The sequence below is a fragment of the Bradyrhizobium sp. WBAH42 genome (assembly GCF_024585265.1).
Lineage (GTDB): Bacteria > Pseudomonadota > Alphaproteobacteria > Rhizobiales > Xanthobacteraceae > Bradyrhizobium.
Genome location: NZ_CP036533.1, coordinates 6,001,466 through 6,023,543, shown reverse-complemented (window position 1 = coordinate 6,023,543; position 22,078 = coordinate 6,001,466). Strand labels below are relative to the sequence as shown.

Here is a 22,078-nt window from a genome sequence, read left to right as displayed (position 1 = left end):
ACTTATGCACAGGAACCTGACGCGCACCTGCCGGCCGAGACTCCGCCTTCGAGCGAGAGTTTGACGACCCCCGGCGGGCATGTCGGCGATGCGCGCGCGTCGTGGCTAAATCGTCGGGCGCGCAAGAGCAGGAACCATCGCGTCCAGCACGAGTTGGCCGGTCGGGCAGGGTGAAGGTCACGAGGCCAATCGTGCAACACGACGAGCGCGTGCGTTCTACCGCGCAGATCGCGGGTCATCCGATTCATCCCATGCTGGTGCCGATCCCGATCGCGTGTTTCGTCGGAGCGCTGCTGACCGACATCGCCTATGTCGCAAGCGCCGAGATCATGTGGGCGGATTTTTCGGCCTGGCTGCTGCTCGCCGGCGTCATCTTCGGCGTGATGGCGGCGATCGCGGGTCTGACCGATTTCCTCGGCAACCGGCTGGTGCGGACGCAGGCGCCGGCCTGGCCGCATCTGATCGGCAATGCGGTGGCGCTGATCGTCGCGATCGTCAACACCATGATCCACATGCGCGATGCCTGGACCTCGGTGTGGCCGAGCGGGCTGGTTCTGTCCGCGCTCACCGTGCTGATCCTGCCGATCGCGGGATGGCTCGGCTGGGCCATGGTCTATCGCCATGGCGTGGGAGTTGCGCGATGAAGTCTGCGATTCCCTGCGCGCTGTTGTGCGCGTCGCTGCTGGGTCTCGCCGGCTGCAACGACGGCAGCGGCGATCCCAACGCGCAAGTCGGCGCCAACCCGGCACTTCCCGAGATCCAGCAATATCTGCTGCCGCCGATCCACATTGCCCGCATCGTCGGCTGGAAGAAGGACGAGACGCCGACGGTCGCGCAGGGCTTGCAGGCCAAGGCCTTCGCCACGAGCCTGCAGCATCCGCGCTCGCTCTACGTTCTTCCGAACGGCGACGTGCTGGTGGTGGAATCCAAGGCGCTGAAGGGCGCCCCGATCAAGCGGCCCAAGGAGATCGTGATGGGCTTCGTCGAGTCCTGGGCGACGTCCGGCGGCGACAGCGGCGAGAGCAACCGCATCACGCTGCTGCGCGACAGCAATGGCGACGGCGTGCCGGAGACGCAAAGCGTCTTCCTCGACCATCTCAACTCGCCCTTCGGCGTCGCGCTGGTCGGCAACGATCTGTACGTTGCCAACACCGACGCCATCGTCAGATATCCCTACACGGAAGGGGATACGAAGATCACCGCGCCCGGCACGGTGCTGACGCCGCTGCCGGGCGGTCGGATCAACCATCACTGGACCAAGAGCCTGGTTGCCAGCCCCGACGGCTCGAAGCTCTATGCGGGTGTCGGCTCCAACAGCAACATCACCGAGAACGGCCTGGAGGCCGAGCACAACCGCGCCGCCATCCTCGAAATCGATCGCGCCAGCGGCCGCTGGCGCGTCTTCGCAAGCGGCCTGCGCAATCCCAACGGCCTCAGCTTCGAGCCGCAGACCGGCGCATTGTGGACGGTCGTGAACGAGCGCGACGAGCTCGGTCCCGATCTCGTGCCCGATTACATGACCTCGGTGAAGGATGGCGGCTTCTACGGTTGGCCCTACAGCTATTTCGGCCAGCACGTCGATCCCCGCGTCAAGCCGGAGCGGCCGGATCTCGTCGCCAAGGCGATCGTGCCGGACGACGCGCTGAGCTCGCATGTCGCCCCGCTCGGGCTCGCCTTCAACACCGGCACCAGCCTGTCGGCCGCCTATCGCGGCGGCGCCTTCGTCGGCGAGCACGGCAGTTGGAACAGGCAGGTGCTCAACGGCTACAAGGTCGTGTTCGTGCCGTTCACGGACGGCAAGCCGAGCGGACCGGCGCAGGACGTCGTCACGGGGTTCCTCAACAGCGACAACCAGGCGCGCGGCCGCCCGGTCGGTGTCGCCATCGACAAATCAGGCGCGCTTTTGGTCGCGGACGACGGCGGCAACACGGTCTGGCGGGTAAGCGCGACCCATCCGCAGCTGACGCAACGTTAAGCCCGGTCCTGCGTTGAAGGTCAGACGATGTTTTGAACGCAAAGCCAGGAGTTGGACAATGGGTCTCGCTCAATACGCCATCGTGCCGGTGCAGGACGAATGGGGCGTGCTGCATGACGGCGACGTCAAGAGCCGGTACGCCACCAAGGAAGCCGCCTTCGAGTCCGCGGTCGCCGCGGCCTCCCTGGCCCTCCGTGAGGGCCACGAAGTGCATGTCAGCGTGCCCGGCCGCGAGGCGGGAGGCAACGCGCTCGGCGTCCGGGACAACGCTTGAGAAGGACGACGCGATGACCAAGCCCCGTGAGCCCAACGGCGTCGAGCCATCCCGCTCCGAAGACGACATCCAGCGCGAACAGCTCGGCCCGCGCGGCGTGCCGGGCGCGCCCGATCCGGCCAAGATGACGCCGCAGCGCGAGAAGAAGATGCCGAAGCACGTCGATCCCGGCCACACGGCTTGACGCGGCTCTGCGCAGCTAACTGATCAAACGATCAATCGCACGCGCCGCGCGGCAATCCTCCATCATTTCCGTATAGGCATTTGAAATCGAGGCGGTCGGCTTCGCGGTCATCGCGCGTACTGCCGCCGGCTTCCGGGCATAGCCGCTGCCCGGGCGTTCGCCCGCCATAACATCATGTTAGGTTTATCGCATAACTGGGTAATTGTGTTATTCAGGCAAAAGCCTATGCTCCTCCTCACTCAAGACACCGATCGGCAGTGCCAAGCGCTCGCGGAGCTCCGCAGAGCGCGTGGGGATTGCTGCCGAATTTTCCAACGAAGCCCGCCAACGGGACGTCAACAAACAAAACAGATCGGGAGGACATTCTCTGATGGCTACCACGCGTGCGATCCATGTCATGAGTCAGTCCAGAAAGGCTGCTGCAAGCGGCTGGATCGGCTCGGCTCTCGAATATTACGACTTCTTCATCTACGCGACGGCGGCGTCGCTGATCTTCCCGCAGATCTTCTTCCCATCCGACAATCCCACCGTCGCGATCGTCGCATCGCTGGCGACCTATGGCGTCGGCTACGTCGCGCGGCCGATCGGGGCGTTCGTGCTCGGTCATTGGGGCGACACGCATGGCCGCAAGACCGTGCTTATCGTCTGCATGTTCCTGATGGGCGTTTCGACCATGGCCGTCGGGTTGCTGCCGACCTATCAGCAAGCCGGCATCCTGGCGCCGATCCTGCTCGTGATGTTGCGCCTCGTGCAGGGATTTGCCGTGGCCGGCGAAATCTCCGGCGCGAGCTCGATGATCCTGGAGCATGCGCCGTTCGGCCGGCGCGGCTTCTATGCGAGCTTCGCCCTTCAGGGCGTGCAGGCCGGACAAATTCTCGCGGCAGCCGTCTTCCTGCCGCTGGCGGCCTACATGCCGACCGAGGCCTTCAACAGCTGGGGCTGGCGGATCCCGTTCCTGCTCAGCTTCTTCGTCATCGTCGCCGGCTACATTATCCGCCGCGAAGTCGACGAAACGCCGGCCTTTGCCCGAGAGGAGAAGCGCGGAGAAACGCCGCGGGCCCCGATCGTCCAGGCCATCCGCTTGAGCTGGCCCGACATGCTCCGGGTTATCTGCATGGCGCTGATGAACGTGATTCCGGTCGTCGCGACCATCTTCGGCGCGGCCTATGCGGTGCAGCCGGCCTATGGCATCGGCTTTGCGAAGGACGTCTATCTCTGGATCCCGGTGCTCGGCAACATGCTGGCCGTGTTCGTCATCCCCTTCGTCGGCCATCTCTCCGATAAGGTCGGCCGCAAGCCTCCGATCATCGTGGGCGCGCTGCTCTCCGGCCTGCTCGCCTTCGGCTATCTCTATGCCATCAGCATCCGCAACGTGCCGCTCGCCATCCTGCTGTCGCTGCTGATGTGGGGCGTGGTCTATCAGGGCTACAACGCGATCTTCCCGAGCTTCTATCCGGAGCTGTTTCCGACCCGCACAAGGGTGTCGGCGATGGCGATCTCGCAGAACATCGGCACCACGATCACCGCATTGCTCCCTGCGTTGTTCGCGACAGTGGCGCCTCCCGGCTCGGCCAACATCCCATTGACTGTCGGGGCGATCGCCTTTGGCATCACGGTCATCGCGGCGCTGGCGGCTGTCACGGCCCGCGAAACCTATCGGGTCAAGATCGACGATCTCGGCAATCCCGAGGCCGTTCCGATGGCCCGGGCCGATTATGAGCGGCAGCGTGCGGCGGCAGCAAGCCGGGCGACCGCACTTCCGACCTGACGGACGAACAAAGGCCCTGTCGCCGCGATTGACCAATGTTGCGGCGGCAGGGTTTCACGCGTAGCAAGACGAGCCGAACGTTGTGCGCGCGAGCGCGAAGATCATGAGGTCGCTGGATGAACCCCGCTGTCATTGCCGTCGCCATCACCGGCTCCGTTCCGCGCAAGAAGGACAATCCGGCCGTGCCGATCCTGCCCTCCGAGCAGATCGAATCGACGCATCAGGCCTTCGAGGCGGGCGCCACGCTCGCCCATATCCACGTCCGCAACGATGACGAGACGCCGTCCTCCGACCCCGAGCGTTTTGCTCAGGTGCAGGAGGGGATCAAGAAGCATTGTCCCGGAATGATCGTCCAGTTCTCGACCGGCGGGCGGGGCCGCGATCCCTCGGCGCGCGGATCGGCGCTCTACCTCAAGCCCGACATGGCCTCGCTGTCGACGGGATCGGTGAACTTTCCGACCATCGTCTACGAGAACAGCGCCGCGCTGGTCGAGACGCTCGCCACCGGCATGAAGGCGAACGGCATCCGGCCGGAAATCGAGATTTTCGATCTGTCGCATCTGCATGGCGCCCGCCGCCTGATCGAGGCGGGCCTCATCGACGCGCGTCCGCACGTGCAGTTCGTCATGGGCGTCAAGAACGCGATGCCGGCGGACGAGCATGTGCTCGACATTCTCCTGGGCGAGCTCAGGCGGCTGATCCCGAAGGCGACCTGGACCGCGGCCGGAATCGGCCGCCACCAGGCGGAGGTCATGGGCTGGGCGCTCGCCCGCGGCGCGGACGCGGTCCGCACCGGGCTCGAGGACAATATCCGCATCGACAAGACCCGCCTTGCTGCCAGCAACGCCGAGCTCGTGACCTTGGCCTGCGAGGCGGTCGCGCGCCATGGCCGGCGCGTTGCGACCGCGACCGAAGCGCGATCGCTGCTCGCCATCGCAGGGTAGGGCGACTTCCTCGCCTGACATGCTTCCGGCTGCCGCCTGCCATTCGGCGGCCGGCGTTCCGGTGCGCCGAGTCTCCGAGTAGACAGGTGCTACAGGCGTACTCGGCGCCTGCCGGGCAGGCGACGTTTGGAATGCAGTTCTTGAAATCTGACGGCAGGCTCATCGGGGTCCTGCTGGTGCTTGCGATCACGCAGCTGGTCGGATGGGGCACGATCGGGCTTCCCGCCATCGTCGGGCGCGATCTCGCCGCCGATCTCGGCATGAGCCTGCCGGCAGTGTTCGCCGGGACGTCCGTCCTCTACGTCTCGATGGGGCTGTGCGGCCCGTTGCTCGCCAAATCGTTTGCGCGGCACGGGGCGCGGACGGTCATGATGGTCGGCACGATCGTCACTGCGCCGGGCTTCGTGCTGCTGTCGCTCGCGCGCGAGCCGATGCTGTATTTCGCCGCATGGATCATCCTCGGCATCGCCGGCAGCGCGACGCTGTCGACCGGCGCCTACATCATGTTGAACGAGATCGCGGGGAGGCAGGCCAAGAACGCGATCGGCGCGCTGATGCTGGTGACGGGCCTGTCCAGCAGCATCTTCTGGCCAACGACCTCGTTCCTGAGCGGTCACCTCGGCTGGCGGGGGACATGCCTGGTCTACGCGGCGATGATGCTCCTCGTCAGCCTCCCGCTCTATGCGTTCGCCGCGCCGCGCCGGAAGATCGCAAAGGACGATGGCGCCGCGCCGGCGAAGCGGCTGCCGCCACCCGCGATTGCACGGAGCACGTTCGGCCTCGTCGTCGCCGCAATCACGCTGAACGCCTTCGTCAATTTCGGCATCGGCGCGATCCTGATCGAGCTGCTCCGGGCGGAGGGGCTGGCGCCGGCTCAGGCGCTTTTGTTCGGCTCGATGCTGGGCGTGATCCAGGTCAGCGCCCGCGGACTGGATTTCCTCGGCGGCGGGCGATGGGACGGCATCACCACCGGGCTCGTCGCGGGCAGCGCCTTGCCGGTCGCCATGCTGCTGCTGATGACGAGCGAGGGCGCCACCTGGGCGGTGGCGGTCTTCATCCTGCTCTATGGCGCCGGCAGCGGCGCAATGGCGGTGGCGCGGGCGACCATCCCGCTCGTGTTCTACGACCAGGCCGAGTTCGCCAAGGCGATGTCGATGATCGCGCTGCCGCTCAATCTGGCCTCCGCGATCTCGCCGCCGCTCCTGGTCGGTCTGCTCACCCAATTCGGCAGCCGCGGCGCGCTCGGCCTGACGCTGGCGTTCTCCTGCGCGACGGTGCTGATCCTGGTTCTGCTCGCTCGACGCCGGCCGCGAGCGGGGGCGGCCGGTGCGGTGTCAGGAATACACCCATAGATTGCCTACCCCCTTTCGGATAAAGTCGGCAGGGCCGCCTTGTGCGGCGATATTGCCGTTTGCTCTTTATTTCGGTCGCTTCGTCCGAAAGCGGTTTCAGCGATGACGGATCCGGTGGTGCCTGCAGGAGGTCCCGAGCCGTCCGCAGGCACCAATCCGGCGCCTGCGGACGCGCCTGCCGGGCATGCGTCTCCCCAGCCGAAGCCGGGCCTGCCGGCATTTGCTTCCAAGGCGAACGATCTCGACGCATTGCGCGGCGCGGTCGTCGATGCAGCAAATGTCAGCGCCGGCCTCTGGCTCAGCTATCTCTTCGTGCTGCTGTATCTCGCCATCGCAGCCGGCAGCGTGACCCATCGCGATCTCCTGTTCGAGAAATCGGTCAAGCTTCCGTTCCTGAATGTCGAACTGCCCCTAGTCGCCTTCTTCATCATGGGGCCGGCCCTTTTCCTCGTCGTCCATGCCTATGTGCTGCTGCATTTCATGCTGCTCGCCGACAAGGCGGGCGCCTTCCACCAGCAGCTCCGGCTGCAAATCGACGATGATGACATCCGCGCGAGCTTGCGCCGGCAATTGCCGAGCAACGTCTTCGTTCAATTCGTCGCCGGGCCTCCCGGCGTCCGATCGGGCGGAGTAGGTTTAATGTTTCGCCTCATTGCGCAGATCAGCTTGATCGTGCTGCCGATCGGGTTGTTGATGCTGTTTCAGCTCCAGTTCCTGGCCTATCACAGCGAGCAAGTCACCTGGTGGCAGCGGGTGGCCGTGGTGATCGACCTCGCTCTCATCTGGGCGATATGGCCCTCGATCAACCGGGGACGGATCGCGCGTCTCAGGTTACGCAATAGCCTGCGGTGGCCTGTTGAGGGGGCGGTCAAGCGCGCTGGTGATACTGATGATCGGCGCGCTTGCGACATTCCCGGGGGAATGGCTGCATTCGGCGCTGCCGGCCCTGCGGTTTATCCCGGCCTCATGGGTGTCGCCGGCACTTCCGGCAAAGGCCGAGCAACACTCGCGCGAGGCCAAATTCCTGTCCCTGCATACGCTGCTGGTTGCAGGAGACGTCGATGCGGTGACGCGCAGGCCCGTAAGCGTCTGGTCCAACCGCCTTGTGCTGCCGGAGTTCAGTGCAGCGTCGTCCTCTAGCGAGCCGATGTCCTTGCGAGGCCGGCGACTGGAAGGGGCCGTGCTGACCGCGGCTCGGTTCACGGGTGTCGATTTCACCGGGGCCTATCTTCAGGAGGTCAATTTCGACGGTGCGGACCTGCGAGGTGCGCAATTCGGATGCGGCGAGACGCAGTTTGTCAGGACTGACTCGAACGGCAATGAAAAGCCGTGGGAGCATGACTGGGTTGACGATCTGACTTCGAGACTCGCCAATCCGCACGACAAACATGATTGCACCTGGCTTCGCGCAGCCTCCATGAGAAACGCTTCGCTGCAGGGAGCCCTGTTGGATGGGGCGCAAATGCAGGGGGCCGATCTGACCCGGGCTCATCTGCATGGGGCGTCGATGCAGCTGGCCAATCTGGATGGAGCCTCACTGTTTCGCGCTGAATTGCCGGGCGCCTCGCTCAGCGGCGCGTCCCTGATCGGTGCGGATCTGCAAACGACGAAAATGTACGGTGTAACGTTCCTGCTCTCCGATCTGTCGGCGGCCAAACTGAATTTTGCCGATCTCCAGGGCACCGAGTTCGCCGCGGCCAGATTAGAGGGGGCCAGACTTCAGGCATCATTCTTCTGGAGAAGCAGGCCTCCAAATCCGCTGACCGACGCCGCCGTCCAACCCTGGGTTCGCATTCCGGTTTTCGATCAAACCTATCGGGGCAACAGATTTGTGCCATGCAAGGGGATGGTCGGGAACGCTTGCCCCTGGACGAATGAGACGTTCGAAGCGCTCAAGCAATCGCTTCAGGACGGCATTTCCGATGTCAGGCGCCGAAACGATGCGATCAAGCGCATTAGTGTCCTTGATCCGGCTGTGTCCGACCAGCCTGAGTCTCGCCGGCCCTCAGTCTGGGAAGATCTGGAGCACAAAGCGCCGAGCGAGCCCAATTTCCTGAAGACGCGCGCGAAGCATCTGCATCGAGCGTGTTGCCGCGATGGCGGCATTTATGTCCTGCGCGCGTTGCTGAAGCGCCGGTTCGATGACATTCTGCTCGAGGACAGGGACGTGCTGAAGGAATTCGCGGGCGACTTGCTGGACGGCAAGCCCTGTCCGGAAATGAACAAGCTGAGTTCGCAGGACAGAGCTCTGCTCGAACGTGTGAGGACGAGCACAGCTTCCTTCGCACCGTAGGCCAAGGGTGTGCCGAAGAACACGCGGGACCGGGCGGAATACCGCCGTGCGGAACGCCCTGCGGAGCAGCGTCCGAGGATAGCCGTATGCCCGGAGCGCAGGACTCAGCGCGAGAAAAATGGTGTATCCGCAAGGGATCCGGCCGCTTTGAGCCGCCAAGATCTAGTTCCCCGGAGGAAATCGACATGTCGGCCCTGCCGCTCTCAGGCATCAAGATCCTTGACCTCACCCGCGTGCTGGCCGGGCCGCTGTCGGCCCAGATGCTGGGCGATCTCGGTGCGGAGGTGATCAAGATCGAGCGGCCGGGTACCGGCGACGATGCGCGCGCCTTCGGCCCGCCTTACCTGGCCGACCCCGAGGGCAAGGCCAACAACAACAATTCGTTCTATCTCTGCGCCAACCGCAACAAGAAGTCGGTCACCGTCAACATCGCCAAGCCCGAAGGGCAGGCGATCGTCCGCGAGCTCGCCAAGAACGCCGACGTCTTCATGGAGAACTACAAGGTCGGCGATCTCAAGCGCTACGGCCTCGACTACGAGACCATCAAGGCGATCAATCCCGGCATCATCTATTGCTCGGTGACCGGCTTCGGCCAGACCGGACCCTATGCGCCGCGCGCCGGCTACGACGCCATCCTGCAGGCGATGGGCGGGCTGATGAGCGTCACCGGCCATATCGACGGCGAGCCTGGCGAGGGCCCGATGAAGGTCGGCCCGTCGATCGTCGATTACATGACCGGCATGAACGCCTCGATCGGAATTCTGTCGGCGCTCTACCATCGCGACGCCAGGGGCGGGCAGGGACAGCACATCGACGTCTGCCTGTTCGATACCGTGATCGCATCCTTGTCGCACTGGCTGCAGATCTATCTCGTCAATGGCAAGACGCCGCCGCGCCGCGGCACCTGGGGCAATGGCGGCATGCCGGCCGGCGTGTTCCGCTGCGCCGACGGCGAGCTGATGCTGGTGGTCGGCAATGACGGCCAGTTCCAGCGCACCTGCGCCGTGCTCGGCGAGCCCGGGCTCGCGAGCGATCCGCGCTTCGTCAAGAACAACGACCGCGTCGTGCACGGCAAGGAGATCATGGCGATCTTCGCCGGCCTGTTCCTGAAGCAAAAGGTAGCCTACTGGCTGGACAAGCTGGAGGAGGCCGGTGTGCCCTCGGGGCCGATCAACAATTTCGAGCAGGTGTTCTCCGACCCGCACGTCCAGTCGCGCGGGATGCGCGTGAAGGTCAACCACCCCTTCGAGCCCGATCTGTCGCTGGTCCGCAACGCGCTGACGCTCTCGGAGACCCCGATCAAGGACTACCGTGCCCCGCCGCTTCTGGGCGAGCACACACAGGAGGTGCTGGGCGGCAAGCTCGGCTATGATGCCGGCAAGATCGAGGCGCTGAAGCAGCAGGGCATCATCTGACGCTCTCTGTTCCCGCCGCCGAGAAGCCGGAATTCAGGCGCAGCGCGACTGTTGCGACAGCCATGGACGCGCGCGCCATGTTGGGCTTGCGTGAAGCTTGCCCACAATCCCCAGCTAATCCCGGTCCGTAGTCGCACAGGCTTCCGCTTTGCCTCAGACTCTGTTTCGATCTCTCCACTTGAGTTCGGGGAGGGAAGTGAATGTCCTACACGATCGGGTTCCAGGCCAAGGACCAGAAGGCCGTTCTGGCGACCGAGGCGGCCACCGCCAATCAGGCCGTCGCCATCATTGCCGCGCTGCGGCAGAGCGCTGACGAGATCAAGTTCATCCGCTCACCGCAGGAAGGTGAGATGGGAATCGAGATGCTGTTGCTGCTCGCCAAGGAAGAGGCTGAGGAGATGCCGCAGCGGGCGTAGTTCCCCGCATCCACACTTCGAGCTTAAGCGAACCATGCCGGCTACGATTAGTGTAGTCAGCGGATAGATTCGCTCGAACCGAAGGTGGCCGCCATGAAACGCGAAGCGCTCCGCGTCGAACCGATCTCGTCGTTCCTCGATCGCTGGAAGGCGCCGGCCTCGCCGGTGACGCGCGCCGGCAACATGATCTTCGTCTCCGGCCTGCCACCGTTCGACCCCGGCACCGGCGAGATCGCCGTTGCCCCGATCGAGCGCCAGAGCGAGATCATCATGGAGCAGATGAAGCTGTGCCTCCAGACGGCCGGCGCCTCCCTCGACAACGTCATGAAGTGCAACGTCTACTGCACCTCCACAAAACACTTCGCGGCCTTCAACGCGGTCTATGCGCGTTACTTCCCGCATGACCCGCCGGCGCGAATCTTCGTCTGCACGCCGAAATGGTTTGGCCCCTTCGACGTCGAGATCGACTGCATCGCGATGATGTGAGGTGGTGGCTTCACCTCTCCCCGCTTGCGGGGAGAGGTCGGATTGCATCGAAGATGCAATCCGGGTGAGGGGGTACAGGTGCCTCGAAAGTCTCACGCGCGGAGAGAGGCCCCTCACCCCAACCCTCTCCCCGTAAGAACGGGGCGAGGGAGCACACCGTCGCTGCGGCGGCGGCACGATCTTCAACGCGCATCCCGCACCAATGTACGCGCCGGCGCCTTGCTCTCCATCCGCCCCGCCGTCAGCGCCATCGTCGCCACGCTGACGACGCGCGCGACCACGTCCTCGACGTCGTCGAGATCGCATTTGCCTTCCGACAGCTTGATCAGCCGCTCGCTCTCGCGGATGGTGTGATGCGCCATCGCGAGCGCGAAGTTGAGGCCCCAATAGATGTCGACGTCGCTGCGGTCGGGCAGGGACCGTCGCATCGCGCCGACGAATTTGCGCAAATGGTCGATCTCGCGGTTCTTGATGCGCCGGATCGGCGGCACGGATTCGATCGAGGCGCGGATCATGAAGCGCGCGGCGGTCGAGCGCTGGTTCTCCGGCCCCAGGCAGCCGCGCAAGGTCGGCCCGACCAGCGCGCGCAGGATCACCTCGATCGGTGCGCGGCCGCCGCCTTGCTCCTCCGCCGCCTTCAATTCGCGCAGGCGCTCGCGGTTGGTGGCGATCGACCGCGTGACGAACAGTTCCGCGATCAGCTCGTCCTTGGAGCCGAAATGATAGTTCACCGCGGCGAGGTTGACGCCGGCCTCCGCGACGATGTCGCGCAGCGTCACGTCGCCGAAGCCGCGGTCGGCATAGAGCCGTTCGGCGGCGGCGAGAATGGCAGACCTCGTATGATCGCTGGCCATGGATGCCCTCGGGGAGGGAGTTGCAATTCAAACAGTTGTATGAAACTATCGTTTGAAGGCCGGGAAAAGTCAATCCGCAATCGGGACTCGTTCGCAAAAGCGGCTGGGTTTCGGCGGGTCCGCAGCGCCGGCGCATTCGCGCTTGCGGGTCACGCGATGCGGGAGGACAGTCCGGGCAAAAGGACTAGCGAAGGAGAGGAGCGTCCCATGGACTTCGATATGTCGCCCAAGCAGAAGGAATGGCTCGACCGCGTGCGGTCCTTCATGGCCAAGCACGTGCGCCCGGCTGTGCCGATCTACGATCAGCAGGACAAGAGCGGCGACCGCTGGAAGGTGATCCCGGTCCTCGAGGACCTCAAGAAGAAGGCGAAGGCCGAAGGCCTCTGGAACATGTTCATGCCGCCGAGCGAGCATGAGGACGACGAATTCCGCGGCGCGGGACTGACCAATCTCGAATACGCGCTTTTGTCGGAAGAGATGGGCCGCATCACCTGGGCCTCGGAAGTGTTCAATTGTTCCGCGCCCGACACCGGCAACATGGAAGTGTTCATCCGCTACGGCACCAAGGAGCAGAAGCGGAAATGGCTGCGCCCGCTGATGGACGGTGAGATCCGCTCCGCCTTCCTGATGACGGAACCGGCGGTCGCCTCGTCCGACGCCACCAACATCGAGACCCGCATCGAGCGCGACGGCGACCATTACGTCATCAACGGCCGCAAATGGTGGTCGTCCGGCGTCGGCGATCCCCGCTGCAAGATCGCGATCCTGATGGGCAAGACCGACTTCAAGGCGGCCAAGCACCAGCAGCAGTCGCAGATCCTGGTTCCGCTCGACACGCCAGGCATCAAGGTGGAGAAGATGCTGCCCGTGTTCGGCTTCGACGACGCGCCCCACGGCCATGCCCAGGTGCTGCTCGAGAACGTGCGCGTGCCGAAGGAGAACATCCTGCTCGGCGAAGGCCGCGGCTTCGAGATCGCGCAGGGCCGTCTCGGTCCGGGCCGTATCCATCACTGCATGCGCACCATCGGCAAGGCCGAGGAGGCGCTGGAGAAGATGGTGAAGCGGCTCGCATCGCGCACCGCGTTCGGCAAGAAGATCGTCGAGCACTCTGTGTGGGAACAGCGCATCGGCGAAGCCCGGACCAACATCGAGATGACGCGGCTTCTGTGCCTCAAGGCGGCCGACATGATGGACAAGGTCGGCAACAAGACCGCGCAGGCCGAGATCGCCATGATCAAGGTCGCCGCGCCCAACATGGCGTTGAAGATCATCGACGAGGCGATCCAGGCCTTCGGCGGCGGCGGCGTCTCGGATGAAGCGGGCCTTGCCAAGGACTACGCCCACATCCGCACGCTGCGGCTCGCCGACGGCCCGGACGAGGTGCACAACCGCGCCATTGCCAGGCTCGAGCTTCGGAAGTATGCAAACTCTCCAAGTCACTGAGAGGGAGGGCCCGACGGCGCTCCCGACCTGAAGCAACGACAGGGCTTGATCCGGTGACCGCTTGACGCAAGTGCGTCAGCGGTTACCGATTAGGATCATGCTCGATCTGAAATGGTCAGGACTGAAGAGGGAGCGTCACCGTGGCTGACGGCGTCAGGAAAGACGAAGAGTTCTCGGGCACCAAGCCGGTGGAGGAGCGGCATCGTTTCGACGAGCTGCGCCTCGAGGCGTGGATGCGCGAGCACGTCGAAGGTTATGAAGGCCCGCTGGTCGTGCTCCAGTTCAAGGGCGGCCAGTCCAACCCGACCTATCGCCTTAACACGCCGAACCGCTCCTACGTGATGCGCCGCAAGCCGTTCGGCAAGCTGCTGCCCTCGGCGCATGCGGTCGACCGCGAATATCGCGTCATCGCGGCCCTTGGAAAGCAGGGCTTTCCGGTCGCGCGCGCCTATGCGCTGTGCCAGGACGACGGCGTCATCGGCGCGGCCTTCTACATCATGTCGATGGAGGAGGGGCGCGTGTTCTGGGATCCGACGTTGCCGAGCCAGGACAACGATGCGCGCCGAAAGATCTTCACCAGCAAGATCGAGACGCTGGCGAAGCTCCACATGTTCGACCCCGTCGCCATCGGCCTTGGCGACTTCGGCAAGCCCGGCAACTATTTTGCGCGGCAGATCGACCGCTGGACCAAGCAGTACCGGGCGTCCGAGACCCAGCACATTCCCGAGTTCGAGAAGGTCGCCGAATGGCTGCCCAGGACCGTGCCGGAGCAGGCGCGCGTCTCGATCGTCCATGGCGATTACCGCCTCGACAACATGATTTTCCACGCGACGGAACCGCGCGTGCAGGCCGTGCTGGACTGGGAGCTGTCGACGCTCGGCGATCCCATGGCCGACTTCACCTATCTCTTGATGCAATGGATCATGCCGGGCCTCGAGGGTGCCGACCTCAAGGCGCTCAACATCCCGAGCCTGGAAGAGGCCGCGCAGATCTATTGCGACGTCACAAAGATGACGGTGCCTGATCTCAACTGGTATTTCGCCTACAATTTGTTCCGTCTTGCCGGCATCACCCAGGGCATCGCCGGCCGCGTCCGCGACGGCACCGCCGCCAACGCCAAGGCGCTGGAGTCAGCCAAGCGCACCGTGCCGCTGTCAAAGGCCTCATGGGAATACGCGCAGAAGGCGGGCGCGGTGTAGAAACAACGAAGGCGCGGCTGATGGCCGCGCCTTTTTTCTTCGCGGCTGGTTTCGTAGGGTGGGCAAAGGCGCGTAGCGCCGTGCCCACCATCTCTCCGCGATCACACGAAAACGGTGGGCACGCTTCGCTTTGCCCACCCTACGGCACCTACGCTTCGTAGTCTCCGTCATTGCGAGCGCAGCGAAGCAATCCAGGTTCTTTCCGCGGCGGCAGCCTGGATTGCTTCGCTGCGCTCGCAATGACGAGGAGGCGGAATGCGAGACTCGCAATTCACACCGCGCAAGCGCCTTTCGCAGCGACCGAGTCCTTGTATTCCTTGTGTGCCCAATCCGCTCCGGGAGACCCGCGCATGATCGACCACACTACCCTCATCACTTACGTCCTCATCGTGCTCGGTTTCGTCTTCATTCCGGGACCGGCAACGCTGCTCACCATGGCGCGGGCGGCAAGCTCGGGAACGAAGGTCGGCATCGCCACGGGTGCGGGAATCGCCGCTGGAGACCTGGTACACACGGGGATGGCGATTGTCGGACTCTCGGCGATCATCGCCACATCGGCGTTGCTGTTCGGCATCGTCAAATATGCGGGTGCCGCGTTCCTGATCTATCTCGGCATTCGCGCGATGCTGGACAAGGCGCCAATCGAGCTGAACGGCAGCGCCCCTATGATCAGCGCAGGTCGCGCATTCCGAGAGGCCGTGCTGGCCGAAGTGCTCAATCCCAAGACCGCGCTGTTCTTCCTGGCGTTCCTGCCGCAATTCGTCCAGCCGGAGCCAGGATCAACCGCTCTTCAGCTTGCGATCCTCGGCATGGTCTTCGTGCTGCTCGGCCTCGTCAGCACGGTCGTGTTCGCCGTGGGGGCGGGGCGTCTCGGCCAACTTCTTCGCCGCCACCCGGCTGTCGTCAGATGGCAGGGCAAGGTGGTCGGGACCATTTACTGCGCAGTCGGCGTTCGGCTCGCCCTGCAGGAGCGGTGAGGCGGCCAGGCTGGCTCTCGTAGGGTGGGCAAAAGCGCGTAGCTTGTGCCCACCATCTTTGCGCGATCAGGTAATAGTGGTGGGCACGCTTCACTTTGCCCACCCTACGGCAATGCCGCCTAAGACGCCGTCTTCGCACAATGCGCGATCAGCCTTTCCACGAAGCCCGCGCATTTCTCCAGCTCCGCCATCTCCACGAACTCGTCCGGCGTATGCGCCTGCGCTATCGCGCCGGGGCCGATCACCACCGAGGGGATGTCGGCGATGCTGGCGAACAGGCTCGCCTCGGTGCCGAAGGCGACCTTGGCGTGGTCGTTGCGCCCTGCGAGGCTCTTGGCCAGCGTGACGATGGCGGCGTCGGCGGCGGTGTCGAGCGCGGGATAGTCGAGGATCTCCTCGAAATCGATGCCGCAGTCGGCATGTCTCGCCTTCATCGCCGGCTCGATCTCGGCCTTGGCCCAGGCGACGATCGCATCGGTCACCTCCTTGGACTCGGTGATGCCGATGCCGCGGCATTCGAAATCCACGGTGCAGGTATCAGGCACGATGTTCAGCGCTGCGCCGCCATGCACGATGCTGGTGAGCAGCGTCGAATGCGGGACGTCGTAGAGGCTGTCCGCCGATCGCGCAGCCTCGAGCGCCACGGCGCGGCGGCGGATCTCGACGATCAGCTCGGCGGCATATTCGATCGCATTGACGCCGTCGGGGGCGATCGAGGAATGACGCGCGAGCCCGCGGAACGTGGCGCGCACGCCGTGCTTGCCCTTGTGGCCGATGATGACCTGCATCTGGGTCGGCTCGCCGATGAAGGCGCCGAGCGGCCTGATCGTCTTCTTCGCGACCTCGTGCAGCATCGGCCGCACGCCGACGCAGCCGATCTCCTCGTCATAGGAGATCGCCAGATGAATCGGCGTCTTGAGTCTCGCCTCCACCATCTCCGGCACCATGGCGAGGCACACCGCCACATAGCCCTTCATGTCGGTGGTGCCGCGGCCGTAGAGCTTGCCGTCGCGCTCCACCAGCTTGAATGGATCATGGCTCCAGTCCTGGCCCCCGACAGGCACCACATCGGTATGGCCCGACAGCACGAATCCCGGCCGATCCTCCGGCCCGATCGTGACCCAGAGCGAAGCCTTCTCGCCGGTGTCGTCGACGATGCGCTCGCCCTTGATCCCGAAGGAGGCGAGATAGCCCTCGATATGGGCGATCAGGGGCAGGTTGGTGCGGTCGCTGACGGTGTCGAACGAGACGAGGTCGGCGAGGAGCTTTCGGATGCGGTCGGGTCTTGAGCTTGGCATTGTCATATTCTGTTGGAGAGCAGGAAGGCTCAGGTGCCTGCAGGAACCATACCAACGTGGCGGTGGGATGGGCAAATCAACACCGCAGCCGTCATTCCGGGGCGATGCGCAGCATCGAGCCATGGTGCGCAATTGCGCACCTGAGAATCCATCGGACCGCACGACGCGCTGTGAAATGGATTCCGGGCTCGCGACTTCGTCGCGCCCCGGAATGACGGGGAGGTCTACCAAACCTTGCGTTGTCCGTCGGGCAAAACACCAAGGCATCGGTCAAGACGAGGCCGATGAAATATTCCGCTTTACCGAAATTCGGAAATGACGTATGAGTCGGCTCAACCCGGCCCAAGGAAGAGGGGCGTATCGCGATCGTCACGAACGCGGGCAGGGGGGTGGTGGACGCGAGCCACATCGGCGCGAAAAGCTTCGCAGGGCGGAGAGCCGTGAGCGAAGAGCTCGTGCCAACGACGGGTGCGGTTCGCGTACGGCAAAATCGTGTGGTCCTGACGCCCGGGGTCTGTGCGTCAAATCTTGTGGTGATGTGGTTGCCCGACTGGGCGATGCGCATCAGCCATCCGCAAGGTGACGGGGGCAATAGTGCATCGCTCCCCGGGGAGAGCGCGGCATAAGCCGTAAAACCACTGCGCAGGGAAGGCCGGATGTTTGGCTTCACCTGTATGCCGCTGTGCAAATTCTTGTTGCCACCTTTCGCACAGTGGACCGTGGGTGCCCGGCCGGCACCCGGTCTTCCCTGCGCCCTCTTTCAATTGAGGGTGAGGCGACAAGGTATAACTCGGGCGAAATGCGCCGCGAGGACGCGGAAGCGCGTCTGCAACGACACACTCGCTGTCATCGCCCGGTTTAACCGGGCGATCCAGTACTCCGAGACAGTTGTGGTTCAATCGATAGGCCGCGGCGTACTGGATTCCCCGCCTTCGCGGGGAATGACAGTAGCATTTGGAAAGCGATTTTCCTGCCACACCCCGTCATTGCGAGCGCAGCGAAGCAATCCAGGGTCTCTCCGCGGATGCATTCCTGGATTGCTTCGCTGCGCTCGCAATGACGATGCGGAGGCAGGTGTGCGCCAACCTCCGCTCTCGTGCCCCGGCCGCTGCGCAGCACGAAGTGATGCGCTGCAGAGCCGGGGCCCATGCAGCAGCGAGCGACGTCGCCTGCTGGGTCCCGGCTCTGCGCCGCATCGCTTGCGCGCTGCGTCGCGTCCGGGACACGAGTGCGAACTAAACCGGCTTGCCCGTATACGGCATCGATGCCGTCAAGCCGCCGTCCACCGGGAACGCTTGCCCGTTGACATACGACGCCTCGTCGCTCGCCAGGAAGAGTCCCATCGCCGCGAGCTCGTGCGGCTGGCCGGGGCGCTTGAGCGGATTGAGCTGGCCGATCTTGTCCTGGGTGCCGCGCTCCTTGGCGCGGTCGAAGATCGGCTTGGTCATGCCGGTCTCGATCAAGCCGGGGCAGACCGCATTGATGCGCACGCCGGTGCCGGTGAGCGAATAGGCCGTCGTTTGCACCAGGCTGATCACGCCGGCCTTGCTCGCGGCATAGGGATGCCCGCTCGCGCCAGCCTTGAGACCGGCAACAGAGGCGGTCAGCACGATCGCGCCGGACTGCTGCTTGACCATATGCGGCATGGCGTATTTCACCGCGAGGAACGGCCCGATGAGGTTGACGCGCAGGATCTCCTGCCAATGCTCGACGGTCTGCTCGGCGAGCGGAACGAGCCCGCCGGAGACGCCGGCATTGGCCCAGATGACGTCGAGCCGGCCGTGCGACTTCACCGCCTTGTCGATCATTGCGATGACGTCCTTTTCGGAGCCGGCATCTGCAACCATCGCTTCCGCGACGCCGCCGGCCTTTTTGATCTCCTCGACCGTCTCCTTCACAGCTTCGGTGCGATCGACCGCGATCAGCTTGCCGCCTTCCCTGGTGAACAGCAGCGCAGCCGCTCGGCCGATGCCGCTGCCGGCGCCGGTGATGATGACGGATTTGCCTTGCAGGCGGCCCATGCGTTTCTCCCTTTTGCTCGCGCACGACGCTTGCCGTGCGACGGAATTTCAAACAAGATTTCAAACGGCAAAGTGTCTTGAGACACGTTCGCTACTCACGTACAGCGACATCAGACGGGATGGAAGGGTTTCGATGGCAGGTGCAGACAAGCCGAATGTGGTCATCACGCGGTGGTGGTGGGTCCGTCACGCGCCGGTGCGCAATGACGGCGGCAACATCTACGGGCAGAGCGACATCGCCTGTGACACCAGCGATACCTATGTGTTCAATGCTGTCGCCAAGGTGCTGCCACATCAGGCCGTCTGGTATTCGAGCAATCTGATGCGCACCCATCAGACCGCCGAGGCGATCTGGGCCGCAGGTTTTCCAAGGCCGGCATCGATGAAGCGGGAGGCGGATCTCGCCGAGCAGAACCTCGGCCGCTGGCAGGGCATGAACCGCGCCCAGTTCATTGCCAGCCGCCCCGTCGGCGCGAGCTGGTTCGCCGACATCAACGAGCCCGCGCCCGGCGGCGAAAGCTTCATGGACCTCTACAACCGCACGCGCCGCACCATCGAGCGGATCAACGCCGAGGCGGCCGGGCAGGACATTATCGCGGTGGCGCATGGCGGCACCATCAAGGCGGCGGTCGGTCTTGCGCTCGGTGACCGGCCGGAGCAGGGGCTCGGATTCGATATCGACAATGTGTCGGTGACGCGGCTCGATCATTTCGCGAGCCCCGAGCGCACCCTTTGGCGGCTGCCGATGGTCAATCAGCAGCCGTGGATCGCGGATCCCGCGCACGCGGCAATGCATCAGCCGGCGGGACCGGAAGTCAAGAAGCTGGCCTGACACTGAATACGAAAATCAATCTGGGAGAGAAGCATGACCTTGTTCGACATGAAGGGGAAAGTCGCCGTCATCACGGGATCGACGCGTGGCATCGGGCTCGCGATCGCCGAGCGCATGGCCGAGCACGGCGCCAAGGTGGTGATCTCCTCGCGCAAGGCCGACGTGTGCGAGCAGGTGGCGAAGGGCATCAACGATAAGTTCGGCAAGGGCACCGCGGTCGCGGTCGCCGCCAACATCTCGTCGAAAGAGAACCTGCAAAACCTCGTCGACGAGAGCAACCGTGCCTTCGGCAAGATCGACGTGCTGGTCTGCAACGCGGCGTCGAATCCGTATTACGGCCCGCTCGCCGGCATTTCCGACGATCAGTTCAGGAAGATCCTGGACAACAACATCGTCGCCAACAATTGGCTGATCTCGATGGTGGTGCCGCAGATGATCGAGCGCAAGGACGGCTCGATCATCATCGTCTCCTCGATCGGCGGCCTGAAGGGCTCGACCATCCTCGGCGCCTACGCCATTTCGAAAGCCGCCGACATGCAGCTCGCGCGCAACCTCGCCTGCGAATACGGCAAGCACAACATTCGCGTGAACTGCATCGCGCCCGGCCTGATCAAGACCGATTTCGCCAAGGCGCTGTGGGACAATCCGGAGAACCTGAAGGCCTCGACCTCGCGCTCGCCGCTCTTGCGCATCGGCATCCCCGACGAGATCGCGGGCGCGGCCGTGTTCCTGGGCTCGAAGGCCGGTGACTTCATGACCGGCCAGACCATGGTGATCGACGGCGGCGCGACGATCAGCTGACGCGATAGAGCTTAGAAGGGAAGCGGCACCTGCCCACCCAACAACCAGTGTCATCGCCCGGGAAGGCGGGCGATCCAGTACTCCGCGGCGGAAGTTGCGTAAACGAACTGCTGCCGCGGCGTACTGGATGCCCCGGTCAAGCCGGGGCATGACAGCGAAAATGTAAATAAAGGTTGGTGCGTAAGCGCAGAGCCTCACTCCACCGCCGCGTAAACCAGATCCCGCACCAGGGTCCGCGTGTAGTCGCGCTGGCCCGGCCCCTGGCTCATGAACACCGCAAACAGATCCTCCTTCGGATCGATCCAGAAGAACGTACCGGCAATGCCGCTCCAGAAATACTGGCCGACGCTGCCGGGGAAGGGGGCGATACCGGCCTCGCGGCGCACGGCAAAGCCGAGACCGAAGCCATGGCCCGGCGACAGCAGCGTGCCATTGGTCGCAACGCCTGGCCCGAGGTGATCGGAGGCCATCAGCTCCAGCGTCTTGCGGCCGATGATCCTGTTGCCGTCGAGCGTACCGCCATTGCGCAGCATCAGGCAGAAACGGGCATAATCCATCGTGGTCGAGACCAGGCCGCCGCCGCCGGATTCCATCAGCGGCTGCTCGAGCATGTTGAATAGCGCGACCTTGTCGCCGGTCCAGGGATCGGCCGCGAACGGCTCAGCAAGGCGGCCGGCATTGGCCTGGCTTGTCGAGAAGCCGGTTTCGGCCATCTGCAGCGGCGCGAGCACGCGCTCGGTGAGGAAGGTGCCGAGCGATTTGCCGCTGACGACTTCGATGATGCGGCCCAAAATGTCCGTGGAGCGGCTGTAGTTGAATTCCGCGCCGGGCTGGCAGACCAGCGGGAAGCTCGCCACCAGCGCGGCGTGCTCGGCATTGGTGATCTTGCGGCTGCGGACGCGGGACTCCTGGTAGAGCTTGTGCACGGGGCCGTCGCCCTGGTGCTCGTAGGTGAGGCCGGAGGTGTGGCGGAGCAGGTCCTGAACGGTCATGGGCCGCGCCGGCGGCACCAGCTCCAGCTTGCCGTCCTTGACGATGCCGACCTGCTGGCTCGCGAACTCCGGGATGAACTTTGCGACGGCATCGCTGAGCAGGAGCTGGCCGTCCTCGACCAGCGCCATGATGCCGACCGAGACGATCGGCTTGGTCATCGAGAAGATGCGAAAGATCGAATCGCGCGCCATCGGCGCCGCGCCTGCCGGGCTCTGCTTGCCGAGCGCCTCGAACCAGCCGATTTGGCCACGCCGCGCCACCAGCACGGTGACCCCCGGAACGGTTCCCTTGTCGATCTCGCGCTTGAAGGCGTCCGACATGGCCTGCAGACGCGGCCGCGACAGCCCGAGCGTCTCCGGGCGGGCTTCCGGCAAAGCCGGGGTATGGAGCGCGGTCGGGGCCTGTGGGGCGGCTGTGGCGGTCGCTGTAACGGTCATGGGCACTCCCGATTATTTTTCATTATGGCCGATGGACTGTGGCCCAGAACCCCCGGCACAAACAAGCGAAGCCGGCGCGGTTCACCCTTGCAAACCGGCCGCTCTCTGTGCTTGAA

Annotated in this window: 21 protein-coding genes; 17 read left to right on the top strand and 4 right to left on the bottom strand. The window is 64.4% G+C overall.

The window, feature by feature from the left end; genetic code table 11:
- The first annotated feature begins 191 nt into the window (after positions 1 to 191).
- From DCG74_RS28355 to DCG74_RS28300, 12 genes are all read left to right on the top strand, one after another.
- The gene (locus tag DCG74_RS28355; protein WP_172783154.1) at positions 192 to 644 is read left to right on the top strand and encodes a DUF2231 domain-containing protein; all 453 of its coding nucleotides are present in this window, start codon (positions 192 to 194) and stop codon (positions 642 to 644) included.
- Positions 641 to 1,975 (top strand): sorbosone dehydrogenase family protein, encoded by a 1,335-nt coding sequence (locus DCG74_RS28350; protein WP_172783155.1) that lies wholly within the window; start codon positions 641 to 643, stop codon positions 1,973 to 1,975. Before DCG74_RS28355 ends, DCG74_RS28350 begins: the two co-directional genes overlap by 4 nt.
- Positions 1,976 to 2,033: 58 nt before the next feature.
- A complete protein-coding gene (locus DCG74_RS28345) occupies positions 2,034 to 2,249 on the top strand; it encodes a hypothetical protein (RefSeq protein WP_172783156.1) in 216 nt (71 codons plus the stop codon).
- A 13-nt stretch (positions 2,250 to 2,262) separates the two neighbouring features.
- The gene (locus DCG74_RS28340; protein WP_172783157.1) at positions 2,263 to 2,433 is read left to right on the top strand and encodes a hypothetical protein; all 171 of its coding nucleotides are present in this window, start codon (positions 2,263 to 2,265) and stop codon (positions 2,431 to 2,433) included.
- A gap of 370 nt (positions 2,434 to 2,803) precedes the next feature.
- Positions 2,804 to 4,201 (top strand): MFS transporter, encoded by a 1,398-nt coding sequence (locus DCG74_RS28335; protein ID WP_172783158.1) that lies wholly within the window; start codon positions 2,804 to 2,806, stop codon positions 4,199 to 4,201.
- Between the two features lie 116 nt (positions 4,202 to 4,317).
- Entirely contained in the window at positions 4,318 to 5,145 is an 828-nt protein-coding gene (locus tag DCG74_RS28330) for a 3-keto-5-aminohexanoate cleavage protein (protein WP_172783159.1), read from the top strand.
- A gap of 131 nt (positions 5,146 to 5,276) precedes the next feature.
- A complete protein-coding gene (locus tag DCG74_RS28325) occupies positions 5,277 to 6,497 on the top strand; it encodes an MFS transporter (protein WP_172783160.1) in 1,221 nt (406 codons plus the stop codon).
- Between the two features lie 102 nt (positions 6,498 to 6,599).
- Positions 6,600 to 7,637 (top strand): hypothetical protein, encoded by a 1,038-nt coding sequence (locus tag DCG74_RS28320; protein ID WP_172783161.1) that lies wholly within the window; start codon positions 6,600 to 6,602, stop codon positions 7,635 to 7,637.
- A 40-nt stretch (positions 7,638 to 7,677) separates the two neighbouring features.
- Positions 7,678 to 8,790 (top strand): pentapeptide repeat-containing protein, encoded by a 1,113-nt coding sequence (locus tag DCG74_RS28315; protein WP_172783162.1) that lies wholly within the window; start codon positions 7,678 to 7,680, stop codon positions 8,788 to 8,790.
- Positions 8,791 to 8,975: 185 nt separating this feature from the next.
- The gene (locus tag DCG74_RS28310; protein WP_172783163.1) at positions 8,976 to 10,205 is read left to right on the top strand and encodes a CaiB/BaiF CoA-transferase family protein; all 1,230 of its coding nucleotides are present in this window, start codon (positions 8,976 to 8,978) and stop codon (positions 10,203 to 10,205) included.
- 200 nt (positions 10,206 to 10,405) lie between these two features.
- The gene (locus DCG74_RS28305) at positions 10,406 to 10,621 is read left to right on the top strand and encodes a hypothetical protein (protein ID WP_025037058.1); all 216 of its coding nucleotides are present in this window, start codon (positions 10,406 to 10,408) and stop codon (positions 10,619 to 10,621) included.
- A gap of 93 nt (positions 10,622 to 10,714) precedes the next feature.
- Positions 10,715 to 11,107: a RidA family protein gene (locus DCG74_RS28300; RefSeq protein ID WP_172783164.1), complete on the top strand. Its 393-nt coding sequence runs from the start codon at positions 10,715 to 10,717 to the stop codon at positions 11,105 to 11,107.
- A 182-nt stretch (positions 11,108 to 11,289) separates the two neighbouring features.
- Here the strand turns inward: DCG74_RS28300 and DCG74_RS28295 are convergent, their stop codons facing one another.
- Complete coding sequence (locus DCG74_RS28295; protein ID WP_172783165.1) at positions 11,290 to 11,961, bottom strand: TetR/AcrR family transcriptional regulator; 672 nt, start codon at positions 11,959 to 11,961, stop codon at positions 11,290 to 11,292.
- A gap of 207 nt (positions 11,962 to 12,168) precedes the next feature.
- Here DCG74_RS28295 and DCG74_RS28290 point away from each other — a divergent pair, with 207 nt between their 5' ends.
- The 3 genes from DCG74_RS28290 (at position 12,169) to DCG74_RS28280 (ending at position 15,580) form a co-directional block, all read left to right on the top strand.
- On the top strand, positions 12,169 to 13,404 hold the full coding sequence (locus DCG74_RS28290; protein WP_172783166.1) for an acyl-CoA dehydrogenase family protein: 1,236 nt from the start codon (positions 12,169 to 12,171) through the stop codon (positions 13,402 to 13,404).
- Between the two features lie 140 nt (positions 13,405 to 13,544).
- Positions 13,545 to 14,603 (top strand): phosphotransferase family protein, encoded by a 1,059-nt coding sequence (locus DCG74_RS28285; protein ID WP_172783167.1) that lies wholly within the window; start codon positions 13,545 to 13,547, stop codon positions 14,601 to 14,603.
- A gap of 350 nt (positions 14,604 to 14,953) precedes the next feature.
- A complete protein-coding gene (locus DCG74_RS28280) occupies positions 14,954 to 15,580 on the top strand; it encodes a LysE family translocator (RefSeq protein ID WP_172783168.1) in 627 nt (208 codons plus the stop codon).
- Between the two features lie 119 nt (positions 15,581 to 15,699).
- On the opposite strand, the gene argE is transcribed toward DCG74_RS28280, so the two are convergent.
- A complete protein-coding gene (argE, locus tag DCG74_RS28275; protein WP_172783169.1) occupies positions 15,700 to 16,878 on the bottom strand; it encodes an acetylornithine deacetylase in 1,179 nt (392 codons plus the stop codon).
- Between the two features lie 1,235 nt (positions 16,879 to 18,113).
- Positions 18,114 to 18,899 carry an SDR family NAD(P)-dependent oxidoreductase gene (locus DCG74_RS28270; RefSeq protein ID WP_172783170.1) on the bottom strand — a complete coding sequence of 262 codons (786 nt, stop codon included), beginning with the start codon at positions 18,897 to 18,899 and terminating at the stop codon, positions 18,114 to 18,116.
- Between the two features lie 133 nt (positions 18,900 to 19,032).
- On the opposite strand from DCG74_RS28270, the gene DCG74_RS28265 reads away from it, so the two are divergent.
- Complete coding sequence (locus DCG74_RS28265) at positions 19,033 to 19,731, top strand: histidine phosphatase family protein (RefSeq protein WP_172783171.1); 699 nt, start codon at positions 19,033 to 19,035, stop codon at positions 19,729 to 19,731.
- Positions 19,732 to 19,764: 33 nt separating this feature from the next.
- Positions 19,765 to 20,532, top strand: coding sequence for an SDR family NAD(P)-dependent oxidoreductase (locus tag DCG74_RS28260; protein WP_135169859.1), 768 nt, complete (start codon positions 19,765 to 19,767; stop codon positions 20,530 to 20,532).
- Between the two features lie 194 nt (positions 20,533 to 20,726).
- Here the strand turns inward: DCG74_RS28260 and DCG74_RS28255 are convergent, their stop codons facing one another.
- Entirely contained in the window at positions 20,727 to 21,962 is a 1,236-nt protein-coding gene (locus DCG74_RS28255) for a serine hydrolase (protein WP_172783172.1), read from the bottom strand.
- Positions 21,963 to 22,078: the final 116 nt, after the last annotated feature.